Genomic DNA, 19035 nt, shown 5'->3' with positions numbered 1-19035 from the left:
ACAAGGCATTTGGTTCGGTAAAATGATATTTTGCGCCGTTTCATTAACTCAGGGGTTATCAAATCCATGTCCGAGAGGCGCATCCGGTTCCGTCACCTGCAGGCATTCCTGGAAGTTGCACGGCAAGGCAGCGTGGCGAGGGCGGCGGATTTGCTGCATGTCAGCCCACCGGCGGTGACCAAGACGTTGCGCGAACTGGAGGAGGCGCTCGGGGTGGCGGTGGTCGAACGCGACGGTCGCGGCATCAGGCTGACGCGCATCGGCGAGATCTTCCTTCGCCATGCCGGCACGGCGATCACGGCGCTCAAGCAAGGCGTCGATTCCGTCCGGCAGGATGGGGCGATCAACCGGCACCCGATCCGCATCGGCGCGCTGCCGACGGTGTCGGCGCGGGTGATGCCGCTTGCCATGACCCTGTTCCTCAAGGAGGGCACGGGGGCGGCGATCAAGATCGTCACCGGCGAGAACGCGGTGCTGCTCGAACAATTGCGCACCGGCGCGCTCGACCTGGTTGTCGGGCGACTGGCAGCGCCGGAGAACATGACCGGCTTCTTCTTCGAGCACCTCTACTCCGAACAGGTGCTGTTCGTGGTGCGAGCGGGACATCCGCTGCTTGATCCCGAGCAGGACGTGTTCGCACGGCTCGACGAGTTTCCGATGCTGATGCCGACGCGGGAATCGGTTATCCGTCCCTTCGTCGACCGGCTGTTCATCACCAACGGCATGACCGCGCCGGCAACCGAGATCGAAACCGTCTCGGACTCCTTCGGCCGCGCCTTCCTGCGGCAGAGCAATGCCGTCTGGATCATTTCAGCCGGCGTTGTCGCCAACGAACTGGGCAGCGGCGCCTTTGTCGCCTTGCCGGTCAACACCGAGGAAACGAAGGGCCCGGTCGGCCTGACGATGCGGACGGACACCGCGCCCTCGCCGGCCTTCTCCATCCTGCTGCAGACCATCCGCGAAGCGGCAAGGCAAGGCAGCTGAAGCCTCGGAACATTCCAACCGGACATCGTCCCGGCCGCAGAATTCCCTAACCCAGAGGTTAATGAAACACCGCAAAATATCATTTTACCGAACCAAACTGGTGGTGCACTGTGACGATGGAGGAGCCACAGAGGGAGGAAAACATGACCCACGCCATTGGCACCAGATCCACCATTACGGGCCTATCGCGACGCCAGTTCATCGCCACGTCGATTGCCGGCGGCGCTGCGCTCGCGCTTGGCGGCCGCAGCGCCTTTGCCCAGGCAGGCGACACGCTTAAGGTCGGCTTCGTCAGTCCGCGCACCGGGCCGCTCGCCGGTTTCGGCCAGACCGACGGCTACGTGCTCGATCTTGCCCGCAAGGCGCTGGCCGGCGGCCTCGACTTGGGCGGCAAGAAATACAGCGTCGAAATCCTCGACCAGGACACGCAGTCCGACCCGTCACGGGCCGGCCAGTTAGCCAAGGACCTGATCAACAACCAGGCCATCGACCTGATGCTGGCGGTGTCGACGCCCGAGGTGATCAACCCGGTGGCCGACGCATGCGAAGCCGCCGGCGTGCCATGCCTGTCGACAGTCATGCCTTGGGAGGCCTGGTACTTCGGCCGCGGCGCCAAGCCCGGCGCGCCCTCGCCGTTCAAATGGACCTATCATTTCGGCTTCGGCGTCGGCGAGTTCTTCAAGACCTACATCTCGCAATGGAACCTCATCGAGACCAACAAGAAGGTCGGCGTCATGTATCCGAACGACGCCGACGGCAACGCCATCCGTGCCAATCTGGCGCCACTGCTGGCCAAGCAGGGGTTCACCATCGTCGATCCCGGCGCCTATGAAACTGGCACCACCGACTATTCCTCGCAGATCGCGCTGTTCAAGCAGGAAGGCGTCGAGATCTTCAATTCCTTCCCGATCCCGCCGGATTTCGCGGCATTCTGGCGCCAGGCGGCACAGCAGGGCCTGATCAAGCAGATCAAGATCTGCCAGGTCGCCAAGACCGGCCTGTTTCCATCTGACATCGAAGCGCTCGGCGATCTCGGGATGAAGATTTCGAGCGCCGCCTACTGGCACAAGGCCTTCCCCTACAAGTCGCCGCTGACCGGCGTCTCGGGAACCGAGCTGGCCGACGGCTACGAGGCGGCGAGCGGCAAGCAGTGGACGCAGCAGCTCGGCGCCTCGATGTCGCTGCTCGACGCCGGCTTCGAAGCGCTGAAGGCAAGCAGCGACGCCAAGGACAAGGCGGCGGTGGCCAAGGCGCTGAGCCAGCTCAAGACCGAGACGATGATCGGCAAGGTCGACTTCACCAGCGGCCCGGTGGCCAATGTCTCGCCCGGCCCGATCATCGGCACGCAATGGGTGGCCGCCAAGGAAGGAGCCAAGTTCCCGCTCGACTATGTCGTGACCGAGAATGCCACGGACCCGAAAGTGCCCGTCGAAGCCAAGCTTCTGCCTTACAACGGCTGATGGACCGCTGACGAGGATCGCCTGGTGACCCATCCGCAACAACAGGCGATCCTCGCCGCCGCCGGTATCCACAAACGCTTCGGCGCACTTGTGGTGCTGGATGCCGTCGACTTCACCATGGCCGCCGACGAGGCGGTCGGCATTGTCGGCCCGAACGGGGCAGGCAAGACCACGCTGCTCAGCGTGCTGGCAGGGGCTTTTCCGCCAAGCTCAGGCACGGTCAGCTTCAGGGGCGGCGACGTGACACCGCTGTCGGCGACGCAGCGCTGCCGGCTCGGCCTGGTGCGCACGCACCAGGTGCCAAAACCGTTCAGCGGCATGACCACCTTCGAGAATGTCTTCGTCGCTGCCTCGCATGGCGCCGGCCTCGGCCGCGACGAGGCCTATGAGGAGGCGCTCGGCTCGCTGAAACTGTGCGGCATGCTGGGCGTTGCCAACAGGCGCGCCGAGACGCTCGGGCTGCTCGACCGCAAGCGGCTGGAACTGGCAAGGGCGCTCGCCGCAAGACCGACACTGCTGCTGCTCGACGAGATCGGCGGCGGCCTGACCGATGGCGAAGCCGGCGAACTTGTCGACACGATCAAGGAATTGCGCCGGCGCAAGATCGGCATCGTCTGGATCGAGCACATCGTGCATATCCTGCTGCAGGTGGCCGAGCGCCTGATCTGCATGGATGCCGGCAAGATCATCGCCGATGGCGAGCCGCAAGCGGTGATGGCCGACCCAGAGGTCGTGCGCGCCTATCTCGGCGGAGGCCCGAAATGAGCCAGCTGTCGGTCGAGAACCTGGTTGTCCGGCACGGCCTGCTGCAGGCGGTGCGCGGCGTGAGCTTCACGATCGAACGCGGCGAGACGCTGGCGCTGGTCGGTGCCAACGGCGCCGGCAAGACGACGCTGCTCCGGGCGATCGCCGGGGCGCATCAACCGGCCGCTGGCCGCGTGCTGCTGGACGGCGCCGATCTCACCAGCGTGCCGTCGCACAGGCGCGTCGGCTTGGGTGTCGCGTTGGTGCCAGAGGGGCGAAAACTGTTCGTGCAGATGACGGTCGAGGAGAACCTCCTGCTCGGCAGGACCGCCGGCCGGCCGGGCGACTGGAGCGTCGACAAGGTGCTCGAGATGTTCCCCAACCTCAAGTCGCGCCGCCATGCCAAGACGGGCCACCTCTCGGGCGGCGAGCAGCAGGCGACGGCGATCGGCCGGGCATTGATGAGCAACCCGGAACTGCTGCTGCTCGATGAGGTTTCGCTCGGCCTGTCGCCGCTGATCGTCGACCGTGTCTATGCCGCGCTGCAAGGGCTGATCGCTTCGGGCACGACGATCATCTTGGTCGAACAGGACCTCAACCGGGCGCTCGCTGTATCCGACAGGGTGATCTGCATGCTCGAAGGGCGTGTCGTGCTCGAAGGGTCGAGCAAGACGATTTCGCGCGACGAGGTGACGAAGGCCTATTTCGGCCTGCACAGGAAAAGCACCGGGAGCGTTCCCGCATGAGCAACCAGATCATCCAGGGCATCCTTCTCGGCGGCTACTACGCGCTGATCGCCTGCGGCCTGTCGTTCATGTTTTCGGTGATGCGCATCATCAACCTCGCCCATGGCAGCCTTGCCGTGTTTTCTGCCTATGCGCTGTGGTTGCTCGCTTCGCGATTCCACGTCTCGCCCTTTGTCGGCCTGCTCATCGTCCTGCCGCTGATGGCGGCGATCGGCTGGGCGCTGCAGCGCTTCCTGCTCGAACGCAGCGCGCGCGGTGGAGCCCTGTTGCCGATCCTGACGACGTTCGGCCTGGCCATCGTCATCGACAATCTGCTGTTCGAGCAGTTCGGCGCCGACACGCGTTCGCTGGCGCCCTATATCGGCAGCCTGTCCTACGATTCCTGGGAGTGGCCAGGCAGCGTCTATGTCGGCAAGCTCGCCGTGATGATGTTCGCCAGCGCCGTTATCCTGCTCGGCGGGCTGCAATTGTTCCTCACCCGCACGAGGCTTGGCCGCTCGATCCGCGCCACGTCGGAAGACCCCGACACCGCCGGTCTCGTCGGCGTCGATGCGCGCCGCGCCAACGCCATCGCTGCCGCCATCGCCATGGTCACGGTTGGCCTTGCCGGCGCGTTCCTCGGCATGCGCGCCACCTTCGATCCCTATGCCGGCGCGCCGCAATTGCTGTTCGCCTTCGAGGCGGCGGTGATCGGTGGCGCCGGTTCGCTGTGGGGAACGCTGATCGGCGGCATCGTGCTGGCGCTTGCCCAGACGCTCGGCGCGCAAGTGCATCCGCAGGGGTTTCTGATCGGCGGCCACGCTGTCTTTCTCGTCGTCCTTTTCGTGCGGCTGTCCGCGTCCGGTCTCGGCCTGCGCGGCCTGCTACGCCTCGGGAAGGCGTCATGAGCGCTCCCGCCACCATGCCTGTCATCGAGCGCGGCACGGCGACGTCGCGGATCGCCGCGATGGCCGTCGCCGTCATCATCGCGTTGCTGGCGATCGCACCGCAGTTCCTCTCCGCCGGCGCTGTCGACCGCATGACCGCGCTGTTCATCTACGTGATCCTGGCGGCGATGTGGAATGCGCTGGCCGGCTTCGGCGGCCTGGTCTCGGTCGGCCAACAAGTGTTCTTCGGGCTCGGCGCCTATTTTGCCATCCGGCTGGCCGATGCGGGCCTCAACCCGTTCCTGGCGCTGTTCGCCTCGGGACTTGTCGTCGGCGTGGTGTCTATCCCGCTCTCGCTGTTCATGCTGCGGCTGAGAAACGGCGAGTTCGCCATCGGCATGTGGGTGATCGCGGCACTGACGCATCTCTTGGTCAATCTCGACCGGCTGGTGCAGGGCGAAACCGGCACCTCGCTGATCTCGCTCAATGTCTATGATGCCGGAACAAGGCGAGCGACGATCTACTGGCTGGCGCTGGCCTCGATGACCGCGCTGCTTGCTATCCTGTTTGGCCTGCTGCGCGGCAGCACCGGTGCCGCGATCCGTGCGATCCGGGACAATGAGGACGCCGCCGCCTCGGTCGGCGTGCGCGTCACCGGCACCAAGCGGCTGCTGTTCGTGCTCGCCGCCTTCGGCATCGGCATTGCCGGCGCGCTGTGGCTGGCGACCTCCATCACCTTCCAGCCAAAGACCTATTTCAACGTGCAATGGACCGCCTACATGATCTTCATGGTGCTGGTCGGCGGCATCGGCACTTTCGAGGGCGCCATTCTGGGCGCGCTGGTGTTCTTCCTCATCGAGACGTGGTTCGGCGGCACCGGCGTCTGGTACCTGGTCGGCCTCGGCGCCACGGCCGTGCTGTTCTCGCTCTTCCTGCCGCGCGGCCTGTGGGGGACGATAGAGGAGCGCTTCGGTCTTCGCCTGCTGCCGGTCGGTTATCGCGTCAGGCTCGCGGCAGCTGATGGCGACGTGACGGCTTCACCACAACAAACCACGATGCATCAGGAAAAGGCATGACCATGCTCTTCGGCAAGACCGTCCTTGTCACCGGTGTCGCTTCCGGCATCGGCGCGCGCACCGCGGAACTCGCCGGCCAGCTCGGCGCCGATGTGATCGGCGTCGATGTGCGTGAGCCGGCTGCAGCGGTTGGCAGTTTCGTCAAGGCCGACATCTCTAGCAAGGCCGGTGTCGACGATCTCATCGCGCGTCTGCCGCAGCGTATCGACGCCCTCTGCAATGTCGCCGGCCTTTCCGGCAACACCGGTGCGGCGGCGACGCTGGCCGTCAACTTCTTCGGGCTGCGGGCGCTTTCGGAAGGTCTTGTGCCAAAACTTCGCGAAGGCGGCGCCATCGTCAACGTCGCCTCGATCGCCGGTTATGGCTGGCGCGCCAATCTCAATCGCGCCGCCTCGATTGTCGGGATCGAAGGTTTTCCCGATGTCGCCGAGGTGGTCTGCGACCACGCGGTCAGGAACGAGGAAGGCTATCCTGTCTCCAAGGAACTGCTGCTCTTGTGGACGTTCCGCGCCGCACATCAGGATCTGTTCAAACGCCGCGGCATCCGCGTCAATGCGGTGAGCCCCGGCCCTGTCGAGACACCGATCCTCAAACAATTCCGCACGGTGCTCGGCGACGCCCGCGTCGACAGCGACATTGCCAGGGTCGGACGCGCCGGCACAGCGGGCGACATCGCGCCAGTGGTGCTGTTCCTGTGCTCGGACGGCGCGCGCTGGATCAACGGCGCCAACGTGCCGGTCGACGGTGGCCTCGAGGCATCGATCAACGCCGAAATGTTCGGATTCTAGACCATGATCCTGAAAAGTGGGAACCGGTTTTCGGAAACGACCATGGTCAAACAAGAATAGAGGGATGGAGGCAGTCATGGACATCGGACTTCTGATCGACGGCGACGAACGGGCTGCCTCGGGTGCGGCGTCCTACGAGCGCATGGACCCGTTCACCGGCAGGCTGGCGACTCGCGCCGCCGCGGCCAGCATTGCCGACGCCAACGCCGCGGTAGAGGCCGCAGCGGCCGCCTTTCCGGCCTGGTCGAAGAGCGGGCCCGGTGAGCGCCGCGCCTTGCTGGGCAAGGCGGCCGACGTCATGGCCTCGAAGGTCGGCGAGTTCACCAAGCTGATGATGGAAGAGACCGGCGCGACCGGCCCGTGGGCCGGCTTCAACGTCATGCTGGCGGCCAACATGCTGCGCGAGGCAGCGGCAATGACGACGCAGATTTCGGGCGAGATCATCCCATCCGACAAGCCGGGCACGCTGGCCATGGCGATCCGCCAAGCGGCCGGTGTGTGCCTCGGCATCGCGCCCTGGAATGCTCCGGTCATTCTCGGCACCCGCGCCATCGCCATGCCGATCGCCTGCGGCAACACGGTGGTGCTGAAAGCTTCCGAAATGTGCCCCGGCACGCACCGGCTGATCGGCCAGGTGCTGGTCGAGGCCGGCCTGCCGAAGGGCGTCATCAATGTCGTCACCAACGACCCGAAGGACGCCGCCGGCATTGTCGAGGCGCTGGTCGCGCATCCCTCGGTCAAGCGCGTCAACTTCACCGGCTCTACCAAGGTGGGCAGGATCATCGCCGAACTCGCCGGACGGCACCTGAAGCCGGCGCTGCTCGAACTCGGCGGCAAGGCGCCGTTGCTGGTGCTGGACGATGCCGACATCGACGCGGCCGTGAACGCCGCCACCTTCGGCGCCTTCATGCATCAGGGCCAGATCTGCATGTCGACCGAGCGTCTGATCGTCGATGAAAGGGTCGCCGATGAATTCGTTTCCAAGCTCGCGGCGCGCGCATCGCAACTGCCGGCGGGCGATCCACGCGGCCATGTCGTGCTGGGCTCGCTGATCACCAGCCAGGCGGCCGACAAGATGGAGGAACTGATCACCGATGCCGTCGCCAAGGGCGCCAGGCTCGTGGCTGGCGGCAAGCGCAGTGGCACCGTGGTGGAAGCGACCTTGCTCGACCACGTCACGCCGGCCATGCGCGTCTATGCCGAAGAATCCTTCGGGCCGGTCAAGCCGGTGATCCGGGTCAAGGGCGAGGACGAGGCCGTGCGTGTCGCCAACGACACCGAATACGGCCTGTCGTCAGCCGTGTTCAGCCGCGACATCAAGCGTGCCATGGCGGTCGCCGCGCGCATCGAAGCCGGCATCTGCCATATCAATGGCCCGACCGTCGGCGACGAGGCACAAATGCCGTTCGGCGGCGTCAAGGGCTCGGGCTATGGCCGTTTCGGCGGCAAGGCATCGATCGCCGAGTTCACCGATTTGCGCTGGGTGACGATCGAGGATCCGGGCCAGCACTATCCGTTCTGACTGCCTTCATTCGGACGGTTCGACATCGGTCAGACCGCCTGTGAGGGCGTAAAGCGAACACTGGCGGATCGCATCTGGCCGGGCGCCAGCGCGATGCGGCCGGTGTCGATGCCCGCGTCGTGGTTGAAGGCATCGGTGATGTTGGTGACCGGCTCGGCGCAAAAGAACGGCTCGCCAGGCGGCGTGTAGAGAACGAGGAAATCGAGCGGCGCCTCGGCGTCGATGTCCAGTTGCCGTCCATGCTCCGGCCAGCAAATCCGGACCCGGCGCGTCCATCCTGTGAAGACGGTATCGAAGTCCGTCTCGGACACATCGAAGCCCGTGGTCGGGTTGGCACCGGCCGGCGGCAGGACGTGGAGGGTTGGCAAGATGTCCGTATCGGTCTCCCACATACCGGACACCGGCGCCTGGACATGCGTCCACGACGTCGACGGAAAATAGGGATGCAGGCCGAAGCCGGCCGGCATCGGCGTGTCCGAGAGATTGCGCAGCGAGATGGTGATGCCCAGCCTGCCATCGGCCAGCGAGATGACTTGCTCGGACTCGTAGCTCCATGGCCAGGAATCGGCGGCGTGGCGATAGCGCAAGACGACAGCGCTGGGTTCGTGCCGCTCGACTGTCCAAGGCCGACGCCAGCCGTGGCCGTGCTCATGATGCGGGTCATCGGGGCTTGTCGGCAGTGTGACGGTACGACCAGCGAAGGCGAAGCGACCACCCCTTATGCGGTTGGAATAGGGAACCAGCGGGAAGCAGGCCATGGCGCCGGCATCGCGGCGGCTGATCACCGCCGGATCGGCCGGGCGTAGCCAGTCCACGACAGAGCCGTCTTGCTGCCAGCGATACGACGCTACCGCGCCGCCGGCGGCCGGAGCAATCTCGGCCGTCGCAATGCCATCACTGATCGAGATCAGCGCTTGATCCTGCTCGGCAACGGCTGCGGAATTCTTTGTCATCGGCGCGTCCCCATCCCTTGACTCCCATCGCCATGGTTATAAGACATATCATATGAATAGTATGAAGAATAAGAAATCTTTCAGCACGGCGCGGACTTCGCGCGTCGCCGTCGCGGTTTCCAGCGGCTCCACGGCACTGCATGCGACGGTTGTCGAGCAGATCGGTTTGCGCATCGTGCAGGGCGATTTCCTACCCGGCGAGGCTCTGCCCAATGCGGACGATTCCAGCGAAATGCTGGGGGTCAGCCGCACCGTGCTGCGCGAGGCCATCAAGGTGCTGGCCGGCAAGGGTCTTGTCGAATCGCGGCCGAAGACCGGCACAAGGGTGCGTCCCCGCTCCGACTGGAATTTCCTCGACCCGGACGTCCTGTCGTGGCGTTACGCCAGCGGCGTCAGCGCCGACGATGTGCGGGCGCTGTTCGAACTGCGCCGGGCCATCGAGCCGATGTCGGCCGCACTTGCCGCGCAGCGCGCCACACCGGCGCAGATCGCCGAGATCAACGCCGCGCTCGCCGAAATGGAAGCCGTTGTCGATGACGGCGACCGCTTCGCCAAGCCTGACCTGCTGTTCCACCAGACCATTCTGCGCATGACCGGCAACGAGCTGATCGGTTCGCTCGCGGCACTGGTCGAAACCGCGCTGGTGATGAGTTTCCGCCTCTCCAACGACAATCCGGAAGGACAGCGCCACTCTTTGCCGCTGCACCGGGAAGTGGCTGAGAAGATCGCCGCGCGCGATGCCGCCGGCGCGCAAAAGGCGCTGCTGGTGCTCATCGACGATGCCGAGGAAGACGTGCGCCGCAGTGTCGAGAACCGCAACAGGCGCCGCACCAATCGGGAGCTGGCATCGTGACCGAGACCAAACGCAAGCTGCGGTCCGAGGCCTGGTTCGGCGGCGAAGGCAAGAACGCCTTCATGCACCGCAGCTGGATGAAGAACCAGGGCATTCCCGCCGACGCTTTCGACGGCCGCCCGGTGATCGGCATCTGCAACACCTGGTCGGAACTGACGCCATGCAATGCGCATCTGCGCGCCCTGGCCGACCACGTCAAACGCGGCGTCTATGAAGCCGGCGGCCTGCCGCTGGAATTCCCGGTAATGTCATTGGGCGAGAGCAACATGCGCCCCACCGCCATGCTGTTTCGCAATCTGGTCAGCATGGATGTCGAGGAATCCATCCGCGGCAATCCTATCGACGGCGTCATCCTGTTGGTCGGCTGCGACAAGACCACGCCTGCGCTGCTGATGGGTGCTGCGTCATGCAACCTGCCGACCATCGCCGTCTCCGGCGGGCCGATGCTCAACGGCAAGTTCCGCGGACAAGATATCGGCTCGGGCACGCATGTCTGGAAATTCGCCGAAGAGGTGAAGGCCGGCCGCATGCCGGTCGCCGATTTCCTTGCCGCCGAACAGGGCCAGAGCCGGTCGGCGGGCAGCTGCATGACAATGGGCACGGCTTCGACCATGGCCAGCATGGTGGAGGCGCTCGGCATCGGCATGCCGGACAATGCCGCGATCCCGGCGGTGGATTCGCGCCGTGGCGTGCTCGCCCAGATGGCCGGACGCCAGATCGTCGAGCTGGTCCGCAAGGATGTGACGATTGCGCAGATCCTCACCAGGCAAGCGTTCGAGAACGCCATTCGCGTCAATGGCGCGATCGGCGGCTCGACCAATGCAGTGCTGCACCTTATCGCTATCGCCAACCGGATCGGTGTCGATCTCAGCCTCGATGACTGGGACCGCCTTGGCCGCGACGTTCCGACCATTGTCGATCTGATGCCATCGGGGCGCTTCCTGATGGAAGATTTCTACTATGCCGGGGGGCTGGCTGCGGTCATGGCGTCGCTTGATGAAGTGGGGCTTCTTCATCGCGACGCCATGACCGTCAGCAACAAGACCATTGGCGAGTTGATCGACGGCGCGCCCAACTACAACAGCGAGGTCATCCGCCCGCTGAGCGACCCGCTGACCACAGAGGGCGGCATCTCGATCCTACGCGGCAATCTGGCGCCCAACGGGGCGGTCATCAAACCATCGGCGGCAACGCCCGAGCTGATGCAGCATCGCGGCAAAGCCGTGGTCTTCGAAAACATAGAGCACTACTACGCCCGCATCGACGATCCGGAGCTGGATATCGATGCCTCTTCGGTGATGGTGCTGAAGAACTGCGGACCGCGCGGCTACCCCGGGATGGCCGAGGTCGGCAACATGCCGCTGCCGGCCAAGCTGCTGAAGCAAGGCGTTTCCGACATGGTGCGCATCTCGGACGCGCGTATGAGCGGCACCGCCTACGGCACCGTGGTGCTGCATGTGGCACCGGAGGCCGCGGCCGGTGGGGCGCTGGCGCTGGTGCGCGATGGCGATCTCATCGAGCTGGATGTGGCCGGCCGGCGCCTGGAGCTTTTGGTGTCGGACGAGGAACTGGCCACCCGCCGGCATGGCTGGCGGCCGCCGGCGCCGCCAGAAGGCGGCTACCAGAGCCTCTATGTCGAGCGCGTTCTGCAGGCCGACAAGGGCTGCGATTTCGACTTTCTCGTCGGCCGGCGCGATGCCGGCATCCCCCGGCATTCCCACTAGTGAGGCGCGCGCGATGACGGATGAAATCGGCGGCTACGCCACCTACCCCAGCCTCAAGGATCGCAGCGTCTTCATAACCGGCGGTGGCAGCGGCATCGGCGAAAGCCTGGTGCGCCATTTCTGCGCGCAAGGCAGCCGTGTTGCCTTTGTCGATCTAGCCGAGGAACCGTCCCGGCGCATGGTCGACGCGATCGCGGCGGATGGACATCGCGCACCGCTGTTCATCGCCTGCGACCTGCGTGACGTCGAGAAACTGCAAGCGGCAACGGTGCAGGCGATGCAGCATAACGGCCCGATCCAGGTCCTGTGCAACAATGCCGGCAATGACGACCGCCATCAAACCAATGACGTGACGGTCGCCTATTGGGACGACCGCATGGCGGTCAATCTGCGCCACCAGTTCTTTGCGGCGCAAGCGGTGCGCCCGCAGATGGGCTCGCTGGGCGGCGGCTCGATCATCAATTTCGGTTCGATCACCTGGATGGTCGGCGATCCCGATTGCCCCGCTTATGTGACGGCCAAGGCGGCGGTTTACGGCATGACGCGGGCGCTGGCCCGCGAGCTTGGTCCCGAGCGCATCCGCGTCAACTGCATGGTGCCCGGCTGGGTGATGACAGAGCGCCAGATGCGCCTGTGGCTGAACCCGGCCGGAGAGCGGCAGATCGAGGAGAGGCAGTGCCTGCCCGACCGGCTGCAGCCCTCCGATATAGCGCGCATGGCGCTGTTCCTCGCCGCCGATGACAGCCGCATGTGCACAAGCCAGCAATTCATCGTCGATGCGGGCTGGGTGTGACCCGCACGGCCTCAAGGGAAGAAGGGTACCTCATGCGTCTTGTTCAGTTCAGAATGCCCGATGGCAACAGGGGGGTTGGCCGTGTCTCCGACGACGGCAATCACCTGCACCCGCTCGAAGAGACCAGCACCGTGCTGGAACTTGCCGAAGCGGCAATTGCCGAGGGCGTTTCAATCGCCGCACTTGTCGAGAAGCGGACGGGCACTGCGACGGTCGACTATGACGAGCTGTTGCGCGATGGCCGCGTACTGGCCCCGGTCGATCATCCAGAACCGGCGCGCTTCCTGGTCACCGGCACGGGCCTGACCCATACCGGCAGCGCCGCGGCACGCGACAAGATGCATGTGCTTACGCATGGCGAGGACGCCGAGGAATCCGATTCACTGAAGATCTTCCGCATGGGTCTGGAGGGCGGCAAACCCGCCGCCGGGCAGATCGGAATCCAGCCCGAATGGTTCTTCAAGGGGGTCGGCACCTGTGTCGTGCCGCCCGGCGCGGCGCTGCCGATACCGGCCTTCGCGCGCGCCGGCGCGGAAGAGGCCGAAATCGTCGGGCTCTATCTCAATGGGCCGGATGGCCGCCCCTATCGCATCGGCTATGCGCTCGGCAACGAATACTCCGACCATGTCACGGAAGCCGAGAACTACCTTTATCTCGCCCATTCAAAACTCCGCTCCTGCTCGATTGGCCCGGAGCTTTTGATCGGCGACCTGCCCGATGAAGTACGCGGCCATTCCCGCATCCTGCGCGACGGCGCCGTCATCTGGGAGCAGGAGTTCCTGTCGGGCGAGGCGCACATGTCGCATTCGATCGCCAATCTCGAACATTTCCATTTCCGCTACCCGATGCACCGCAGAGCAGGCGACCTGCATGCCTACTTCTTCGGCGCGGCGGTGATGAGCTACGCCTCCGGCATCAAGACGGCTTCCGGCGACGAGTATGAAATCCAGGCACAGACATTCGGAAAGCCACTGCGCAACCGGATGGAGTCGGTGCCGGACGAGGGACTGGTCGCCGTCACCCAGCTGTGACGGCAAAGGTCCGGAAACTGCGGTCCACCAGAACGACAATGGGAGATTAAAAATGGGACTGAAAAAACTGTTTCTAAGAATGGCGGCAATCGGGCTCGGCATCGGCCTGATGACTTCGGCAGCCTTGGCCGCGAACCTTCGAGTTCTGGCCTGGGACGGCTACGCCGACCCGGACTGGGTCAAGGATTTCACCGCGGCAACCGGCGTCGGCGTCGATGTCGTGTTCATCGGCAGTGACGACGAGATCTGGGCCAAGATCAAGGGCAGCGAAGGGCAGGACTTCGACGTCTTCGCCGTCAACACCGCCCAGTTGCAGCGCTACATCAAGGCCGATCTGGTGTCGCCGATCGACGTGACGAAACTGGCCAACCAGAAAGAGGTGCTGCCGCGCTTCCGCGATCTGACGGCGGTGAGTGGCGTCACCAAGGACGGCAAGGTCTACGGCATTCCGTTCTGCTTCGACTCGATCGGCCTGATCTACGACACGGACAAGGTCAAGCCGGCACCGACATCGATGTCGGTGCTGTGGGATCCGGCCTACAAGGGCAAGGTCCTGGCCTATGACAATGGCGAGCACAATTTCTCGTTCACCGCACTGACGCTCGGCTACAAGGATCCGTTCAATCTGAACGAAGAACAGATGGCGGCGGTCAAGGCCAAGTTGGTCGAACTCAAGCGCAACGTGCTGAGCTTCTACACCACCGCCGACGAGGCGCAGCAGATCTATCAGAACAATGACGTGGCACTGATCTGGGCCAATTACGGCCAGCAGCAGGTCAAGGCGCTGCAGAAGATCGGTGCCCATGTCGCCTACGTCAATCCGAGCGAGGGTGCGCTTGCCTGGCTCGACAATTGGGTCATCTCCAAGGGTGTCCGCGACAACGCGGCGGCCGAGAAATGGATCGACTTCATGCTGAGCAAGAAGGTCAGCGGCGAGCTTTCCGAGCGCACCGGTTTCGGCAACACGGTGACGGAGACCGGCAGCGCCGGCGGCAATGACAAGCTGGTCTGGCTCAACAATGTCGAGGACCCGCTGAAGCGGTCGGACATGTGGAACGAAATCAAGGCCACGCCCTGATCTTTCCGCACGAAGACTTCGAAGGACCCGGCGGTCCGGACGTTCCGGACCGCCGAAGCGTATGCGAGAATATCTTATGAACCAGAACACCGACCTGCTGACGCTGCGGTCCGTCTCGAAATCCTACGGCACCGTTCCGGTGCTGCACGACATCGACCTGTCGATCAAGGACGGTGAGTTCCTGACCGTTCTTGGGCCGTCGGGCTCGGGCAAGACCACGGTGCTGCGGCTGATCGGCGGGCTGGAGCCACTGACGTCGGGCGAGATCCGGCTCGACGGCCAGGACATCAGCCGCATGCCGATCAACCGGCGGCCATTCAACACCGTGTTCCAGGACTATGCGCTGTTCCCGCATCTGACCGTTTCCGGCAATGTCGGCTACGGGCTTTCGGTTCGGCACGTGCCGCGCAAGGAGATTGCGCGCCGCGTCGCGGAAGCGCTGGAGCTTGTCCAGCTCGGGCGTTTCACCGACCGCTTTCCAGCCCAGCTCTCCGGTGGCCAGCGCCAGCGCGTCGCCCTGGCCCGCGCGCTGATCTGCCAGCCGCGCCTCATCCTGCTCGACGAGCCGCTGGCGGCGCTCGACCTCGAGCTGCGCCGGCAAATGCAGGAGTTCCTGAAATCCATCCAGCGAGAAATCAAAACCACCTTCCTGTTCGTCACCCACGACCAGGAGGAAGCGATCGGCATGGCCGATCGGATCTGCGTCATGCAGGCCGGCCATATCCGCCAGCTCGGCACGCCGCACGAGCTTTACTACAAGCCGAATTGCGAGTTCGTGGCGCGCTTCTTCGGCGAAAACAATCTGGTGGCCGGAAAGCTTGGATCCGTCCAGGGCGAACTGCGGTCGATCGAGACGACGCTCGGACGCCTGGTCTGTTCGATCCGTGACCAGCCGCATTTGAAGTCCGCGGCGGATGGCGCCAGTGCCTTCGCTGCCTTCCGTCCCGAGGCCTTGCACCTTGCCGACGCAAAGGACACCGACAACCGCCTTTCCGGCACGATCGCCGACATGGCCTTCGCCGGCTCGTCGACCGTAGCCACCATCACGGCCGGCGCCGACCATGCTGCGCAACGCTTGCGGCTGCGCATGCCGAGCCGGGTCGACGGCAGCACGCTGCAATCCGGCGCGACGATCTCCCTCGCGTTCGCGCCGCATGAAGGCCACCTGGTGCTGGCATGAGCGGAACCGGCACGATACCGCTCGCGGAACGGCGATGGTCGCTGCTGGTGACGGTGCTGGCTTTCGCCTTGCCGGTGGTCTTCGTCCTCGTGCCGCTGGCGATCTTCCTCGGCTATAGTTTCTTCAGCGTCGACCAGGGCACGATCGTTCATACGCTGTCACTGGGTAACTATGTCCGCTTCTTCACCGATCCGATCTTTCTTCCAGTGTTCTGGAACACCATCGTGCTGTGTCTCTCGGTGTCGGCAATCTGCATTCTGCTCGCCTATCCCGCCGCCTATTTCCTGACGACCCTGAAGGGGCGCTGGCGCTATGCCTTGCTGATGCTGCTGCTGGTGCCGCTGCTGATGAGCTACGTCATCAAGATCTATGCGATCCGCAGCATCCTCGGCCTTAACGGCTTTCTCAACAAAGCACTGGTCGGCCTCGGCATCTTGCAGGAGCCATCGACGCTTTTCGTGTTCAACATGAACGCCATCCTGCTGACGCTGACGCTGCTGCTGATCCCGTTCGCCATCCTGCCGATCTTCCTGTCGCTGGAGCGGATCCCGCAGGTGCTGCTACGCGCCTCCGACGATCTGGGCGCAAGCGGCCTGCAGACGTTCCTGCGCATCACCTTGCCGCTCAGCCTGCCCGGCGTCGCCTCTGCGGCGAGCTTCGTGTTCGTATTGGCAATCGGCGATTTCCTGACACCGCAAATGGTCGGCGGGATCAGCGGCTTCACCTTTGGCCGCATCCTCTACAGCCAGTTCGGCACGGCCTACAATTGGCCGTTCGGTGCGGCGCTGTCAGTGGCGCTGGCTGTCGTGGTGATCGCGGCAATTCTTGTCGGCGAGCGCTTCGGCCGCAACCGGGGGACAGCGATATGACCGCCCTGCCCCGGCTATCCACCGTCTTTCTGGCTGCGATCACGACATTGGTCGCGGTGCTGCTCTACAGCCCGCTGGCCGTGCCGATCGTGTCGTCGTTCTTCACCATTGCGCATGGCAATGTCGACTGGTCGTCGCCGACGCTTGCGACCTACGTCGCTCTGGCCGAAAACCACGACATTCTGGCCGCCTTGCGCACCACGCTGATCGTCGGTGTCTGCACCGTCATCCTGTCGGTGGTCAGCGGAACGCTGCTGGCGCTCTACTATCACAGCCGCCGTTCCGGGCGCACGCTGCTGCAGTTCATCATCTTCCTGCCGTTCCTGATGCCGCCGATCATCAGCGGTCTGGCGTTGCTGATCTTCTTCCGCGAGATCGGCCTTGAACGCTCGCTGCTGACGGTGGTCATCGGGCATACGGTTTTCGTGCTGGCGATCGTCTATCGCACGGTGCTGATGCGGCTGCAGTCGATGAGCCGCGCGCTGGTCGAGGCATCCTACGATCTCGGCGCCACCGGCTGGCAAACATTCTGGCGCATCGTCCTGCCGAACCTGTCGAGTGCCATGGTCGGCGGCGCCATCCTGGCTTTCGCGCTGTCGTTCGACGAGACCATGATCACCATCCTGGTCACCGGCACCCAAAGCACGCTGCCGGTGAGGCTGTGGGCGATGATGCGGCTTGGGTTTTCACCCGACATCAATGCGCTGGTGGCGCTGATCCTGATGTTCACCGTCCTGCTCTGCGTGCTCGCCGCCCGTTTTCTCATCCCCAGGCAAGTCGCGACGGAACGGACCTGAGTGCGCGGCAGCCACGGGGACGCATATCGCTGTGTCGCGTTGATTACCGGCTGGCGGCTGTCATCCTGCGAAGGCAGGCGGGATCAAGTCGAAGACCCGTCCCGGGTTGAGGATGTTTCTGGGGTCGAGGGCTGCCTTCAGCCGCCGCATTGCAGCGATCTCGGCATCGCTGCGGACCAGATGCAGCCACTTCTTCTTGTCGAGGCCGATGCCATGCTCGGCCGAGACGCCGCCTCCGGCTGCCGCGACGCCGCGATAGACGATGTCATATGCCGCCGTCGGATCCACCGTGCGGACCTGATAGTGCAGATTGCCGTCACCGAGATGGCCGAAAACATAGATGTCGGCGCCGGGATCGACGGCGTGGATGGCGGCGTGCGCTTCCCGCAGGAAAATACCCATCCGTGCCAGCGGGATGCTGATGTCGACGCCGACCAGACCCTTGATCGAAAACAGGACGCGATTGGCGTCCTCGCGCACCGCCCATAGCGCCCGGACTTCGCGTGGCGACTGCGAGACGACCACATCGTCGACCACGCCGTCCTCGACCGCTTGCATCAAAACCTCGGCGAAGCGCTCGCCGTCACGGTCGGGTTCGCTGCCCTGGATCTCGGCCAGCACATAGACAGGCGAACCCGCCGGCAGCGGCGCCGGCATGTCCATGCTGGCGACCATCGCGTCATAGAGCGGCGCGAAGTTGACCTCATAGGCGGACAAAAGTGGGCCGAGCTTTTGCCGCAGCAGTCCGAGCAAGGCGATCGCCGCATCGAGCGAAGACAGCGCGCAGAAGGCGTTCACCTCGGACACCGGCTTCGGATACAGCCTGAGCGCCGCGCGTGTGACGACGCCAAGCGTCCCTTCCGTGCCGATGAAGAGCTGGCCGAGGTCGTAGCCGGAATTGTCCTTGGGCAGGCCCTTCAGCGAGGTCAGCACGCTGCCATCGGCAAGCACCGCCTCCAGCCCCAGAACCTGCGCCCGGTACATGCCGTAGCGCAGCACGCGGATGCCACCGGCATTGGTGGCGACATTGCCGCCGATAGTGGCCGAACCGCGTGCGCCGATATCGACCCCGAACATCAGACCGGCACCGTCGGCTGCCTCCTGCACCGCCTGCAGCGTTGCGCCGGCCTCGGCGACGATGCTGGCAGCCTGACGATCCGGTGCATCGAGACCTGTCATGCGTTCCAGCGACAGCACGATTTCGCCCGGCTGCACGCGCGCGGCGCCGGTCAGCCCGGTGCGTCCGCCCTGCACGACAACTGGCTGGCCGAGATCGTTGCATGCGGCCAGCGCGGCAGCGACACCCTGGGTGTCGCGCGGGCGCAGCACTGCTTCGGGTAGAGCGCCGAGCTTGCCATCGGGATCGTCGCGATAGCGCTGGTCCACGTCGGAGCCGGCGAGCACACCGCCCGCACCCAGCCGGTCGCCGAGAGCAGATAGAAGTTTTTCAGTTTCAGGCGACATTGGCCAATCCTGTTGATTGGCCAATCCTATTCGCGATCGCCTGCCGGTCAAACCCTTGTCCGTGCAAACGATATGGTTCTCACGGCCATCCATGTGCGAGACAAACT

Annotated in this window: 18 protein-coding genes; 16 read left to right on the top strand and 2 right to left on the bottom strand. The window is 64.6% G+C overall.

Translation table 11 applies throughout. The features are described 5' to 3' along the window. Window positions 1–66 precede the first annotated feature (66 nt). The 8 genes from pcaQ to AC0ZT5_RS01090 all read left to right on the top strand — a co-directional run bounded on the left by pcaQ (window position 67) and on the right by AC0ZT5_RS01090 (window position 8186). Window positions 67–984: a pca operon transcription factor PcaQ gene (gene pcaQ, locus AC0ZT5_RS01125; RefSeq protein ID WP_488494917.1), complete on the top strand. Its 918-nt coding sequence runs from the start codon at window positions 67–69 to the stop codon at window positions 982–984. A gap of 143 nt (window positions 985–1127) precedes the next feature. After that, window positions 1128–2444, top strand: coding sequence for an ABC transporter substrate-binding protein (locus AC0ZT5_RS01120; RefSeq protein ID WP_488494916.1), 1317 nt, complete (start codon window positions 1128–1130; stop codon window positions 2442–2444). A gap of 21 nt (window positions 2445–2465) precedes the next feature. Next, a complete protein-coding gene (locus tag AC0ZT5_RS01115) occupies window positions 2466–3209 on the top strand; it encodes an ABC transporter ATP-binding protein (RefSeq protein WP_488495270.1) in 744 nt (247 codons plus the stop codon). Continuing rightward, the gene (locus AC0ZT5_RS01110; RefSeq protein ID WP_488494915.1) at window positions 3206–3934 is read left to right on the top strand and encodes an ABC transporter ATP-binding protein; all 729 of its coding nucleotides are present in this window, start codon (window positions 3206–3208) and stop codon (window positions 3932–3934) included. The genes AC0ZT5_RS01115 and AC0ZT5_RS01110 overlap by 4 nt, the downstream gene beginning before the upstream one ends. Continuing rightward, window positions 3931–4821: a branched-chain amino acid ABC transporter permease gene (locus AC0ZT5_RS01105; protein ID WP_488494914.1), complete on the top strand. Its 891-nt coding sequence runs from the start codon at window positions 3931–3933 to the stop codon at window positions 4819–4821. The genes AC0ZT5_RS01110 and AC0ZT5_RS01105 overlap by 4 nt, the downstream gene beginning before the upstream one ends. Continuing rightward, window positions 4818–5876 carry a branched-chain amino acid ABC transporter permease gene (locus AC0ZT5_RS01100; protein WP_488494913.1) on the top strand — a complete coding sequence of 353 codons (1059 nt, stop codon included), beginning with the start codon at window positions 4818–4820 and terminating at the stop codon, window positions 5874–5876. The genes AC0ZT5_RS01105 and AC0ZT5_RS01100 overlap by 4 nt, the downstream gene beginning before the upstream one ends. Before the next feature lie 2 nt (window positions 5877–5878). Next, on the top strand, window positions 5879–6664 hold the full coding sequence (locus tag AC0ZT5_RS01095; protein WP_488495269.1) for a coniferyl-alcohol dehydrogenase: 786 nt from the start codon (window positions 5879–5881) through the stop codon (window positions 6662–6664). 76 nt (window positions 6665–6740) lie between these two features. Beyond that, window positions 6741–8186, top strand: coding sequence for an aldehyde dehydrogenase (locus AC0ZT5_RS01090; protein ID WP_488494912.1), 1446 nt, complete (start codon window positions 6741–6743; stop codon window positions 8184–8186). A gap of 29 nt (window positions 8187–8215) precedes the next feature. Here the strand turns inward: AC0ZT5_RS01090 and AC0ZT5_RS01085 are convergent, their stop codons facing one another. Next, window positions 8216–9139 (bottom strand): aldose 1-epimerase, encoded by a 924-nt coding sequence (locus tag AC0ZT5_RS01085; protein WP_488494911.1) that lies wholly within the window; start codon window positions 9137–9139, stop codon window positions 8216–8218. A gap of 61 nt (window positions 9140–9200) precedes the next feature. On the opposite strand from AC0ZT5_RS01085, the gene AC0ZT5_RS01080 reads away from it, so the two are divergent. From AC0ZT5_RS01080 to AC0ZT5_RS01045, 8 genes are all read left to right on the top strand, one after another. Then, the gene (locus AC0ZT5_RS01080; protein ID WP_477284008.1) at window positions 9201–9992 is read left to right on the top strand and encodes a FadR/GntR family transcriptional regulator; all 792 of its coding nucleotides are present in this window, start codon (window positions 9201–9203) and stop codon (window positions 9990–9992) included. Continuing rightward, window positions 9989–11716 (top strand): IlvD/Edd family dehydratase, encoded by a 1728-nt coding sequence (locus tag AC0ZT5_RS01075; protein WP_488494910.1) that lies wholly within the window; start codon window positions 9989–9991, stop codon window positions 11714–11716. The genes AC0ZT5_RS01080 and AC0ZT5_RS01075 overlap by 4 nt, the downstream gene beginning before the upstream one ends. A gap of 13 nt (window positions 11717–11729) precedes the next feature. After that, on the top strand, window positions 11730–12509 hold the full coding sequence (locus AC0ZT5_RS01070) for an SDR family NAD(P)-dependent oxidoreductase (protein WP_488494909.1): 780 nt from the start codon (window positions 11730–11732) through the stop codon (window positions 12507–12509). A 32-nt stretch (window positions 12510–12541) separates the two neighbouring features. Then, window positions 12542–13540 (top strand): AraD1 family protein, encoded by a 999-nt coding sequence (gene araD1 / locus AC0ZT5_RS01065; RefSeq protein ID WP_488494908.1) that lies wholly within the window; start codon window positions 12542–12544, stop codon window positions 13538–13540. 52 nt (window positions 13541–13592) lie between these two features. Next, entirely contained in the window at window positions 13593–14618 is a 1026-nt protein-coding gene (locus AC0ZT5_RS01060; protein ID WP_457150976.1) for an ABC transporter substrate-binding protein, read from the top strand. A 76-nt stretch (window positions 14619–14694) separates the two neighbouring features. Next, entirely contained in the window at window positions 14695–15798 is a 1104-nt protein-coding gene (locus AC0ZT5_RS01055) for an ABC transporter ATP-binding protein (RefSeq protein WP_488494907.1), read from the top strand. Next, window positions 15795–16667 carry an ABC transporter permease gene (locus AC0ZT5_RS01050; RefSeq protein ID WP_488494906.1) on the top strand — a complete coding sequence of 291 codons (873 nt, stop codon included), beginning with the start codon at window positions 15795–15797 and terminating at the stop codon, window positions 16665–16667. Before AC0ZT5_RS01055 ends, AC0ZT5_RS01050 begins: the two co-directional genes overlap by 4 nt. Beyond that, window positions 16664–17464 carry an ABC transporter permease gene (locus tag AC0ZT5_RS01045; protein WP_488494905.1) on the top strand — a complete coding sequence of 267 codons (801 nt, stop codon included), beginning with the start codon at window positions 16664–16666 and terminating at the stop codon, window positions 17462–17464. Before AC0ZT5_RS01050 ends, AC0ZT5_RS01045 begins: the two co-directional genes overlap by 4 nt. 60 nt (window positions 17465–17524) lie before the next feature. On the opposite strand, the gene AC0ZT5_RS01040 is transcribed toward AC0ZT5_RS01045, so the two are convergent. Then, complete coding sequence (locus AC0ZT5_RS01040) at window positions 17525–18928, bottom strand: FAD-binding oxidoreductase (RefSeq protein ID WP_488494904.1); 1404 nt, start codon at window positions 18926–18928, stop codon at window positions 17525–17527. Between the last annotated feature and the right edge of the window lie 107 nt (window positions 18929–19035).

The organism is Mesorhizobium sp. CNPSo 4670, assembly GCF_057784235.1.
This window is presented reverse-complemented; position numbering and strand designations above follow the sequence as displayed.

Excerpts from the sequence above, each read along its gene's own strand:
- pcaQ (WP_488494917.1), top strand. The coding sequence starts at position 67 with ATGTCCGAGAGGCGCATCCGGTTCCGTCACCTGCAGGCATTCCTGGAA.
- AC0ZT5_RS01090 (WP_488494912.1), top strand. The coding sequence starts at position 6,741 with ATGGACATCGGACTTCTGATCGACGGCGACGAACGGGCTGCCTCGGGT.
- AC0ZT5_RS01105 (WP_488494914.1), top strand. The coding sequence starts at position 3,931 with ATGAGCAACCAGATCATCCAGGGCATCCTTCTCGGCGGCTACTACGCG.
- AC0ZT5_RS01085 (WP_488494911.1), bottom strand. The coding sequence starts at position 9,139 with ATGACAAAGAATTCCGCAGCCGTTGCCGAGCAGGATCAAGCGCTGATC.
- AC0ZT5_RS01120 (WP_488494916.1), top strand. The coding sequence starts at position 1,128 with ATGACCCACGCCATTGGCACCAGATCCACCATTACGGGCCTATCGCGA.
- AC0ZT5_RS01095 (WP_488495269.1), top strand. The coding sequence starts at position 5,879 with ATGCTCTTCGGCAAGACCGTCCTTGTCACCGGTGTCGCTTCCGGCATC.
- AC0ZT5_RS01050 (WP_488494906.1), top strand. The coding sequence starts at position 15,795 with ATGAGCGGAACCGGCACGATACCGCTCGCGGAACGGCGATGGTCGCTG.
- AC0ZT5_RS01110 (WP_488494915.1), top strand. The coding sequence starts at position 3,206 with ATGAGCCAGCTGTCGGTCGAGAACCTGGTTGTCCGGCACGGCCTGCTG.
- AC0ZT5_RS01100 (WP_488494913.1), top strand. The coding sequence starts at position 4,818 with ATGAGCGCTCCCGCCACCATGCCTGTCATCGAGCGCGGCACGGCGACG.
- AC0ZT5_RS01040 (WP_488494904.1), bottom strand. The coding sequence starts at position 18,928 with ATGTCGCCTGAAACTGAAAAACTTCTATCTGCTCTCGGCGACCGGCTG.
- AC0ZT5_RS01080 (WP_477284008.1), top strand. The coding sequence starts at position 9,201 with ATGAAGAATAAGAAATCTTTCAGCACGGCGCGGACTTCGCGCGTCGCC.
- AC0ZT5_RS01045 (WP_488494905.1), top strand. The coding sequence starts at position 16,664 with ATGACCGCCCTGCCCCGGCTATCCACCGTCTTTCTGGCTGCGATCACG.
- AC0ZT5_RS01055 (WP_488494907.1), top strand. The coding sequence starts at position 14,695 with ATGAACCAGAACACCGACCTGCTGACGCTGCGGTCCGTCTCGAAATCC.
- araD1 (WP_488494908.1), top strand. The coding sequence starts at position 12,542 with ATGCGTCTTGTTCAGTTCAGAATGCCCGATGGCAACAGGGGGGTTGGC.
- AC0ZT5_RS01070 (WP_488494909.1), top strand. The coding sequence starts at position 11,730 with ATGACGGATGAAATCGGCGGCTACGCCACCTACCCCAGCCTCAAGGAT.
- AC0ZT5_RS01060 (WP_457150976.1), top strand. The coding sequence starts at position 13,593 with ATGGGACTGAAAAAACTGTTTCTAAGAATGGCGGCAATCGGGCTCGGC.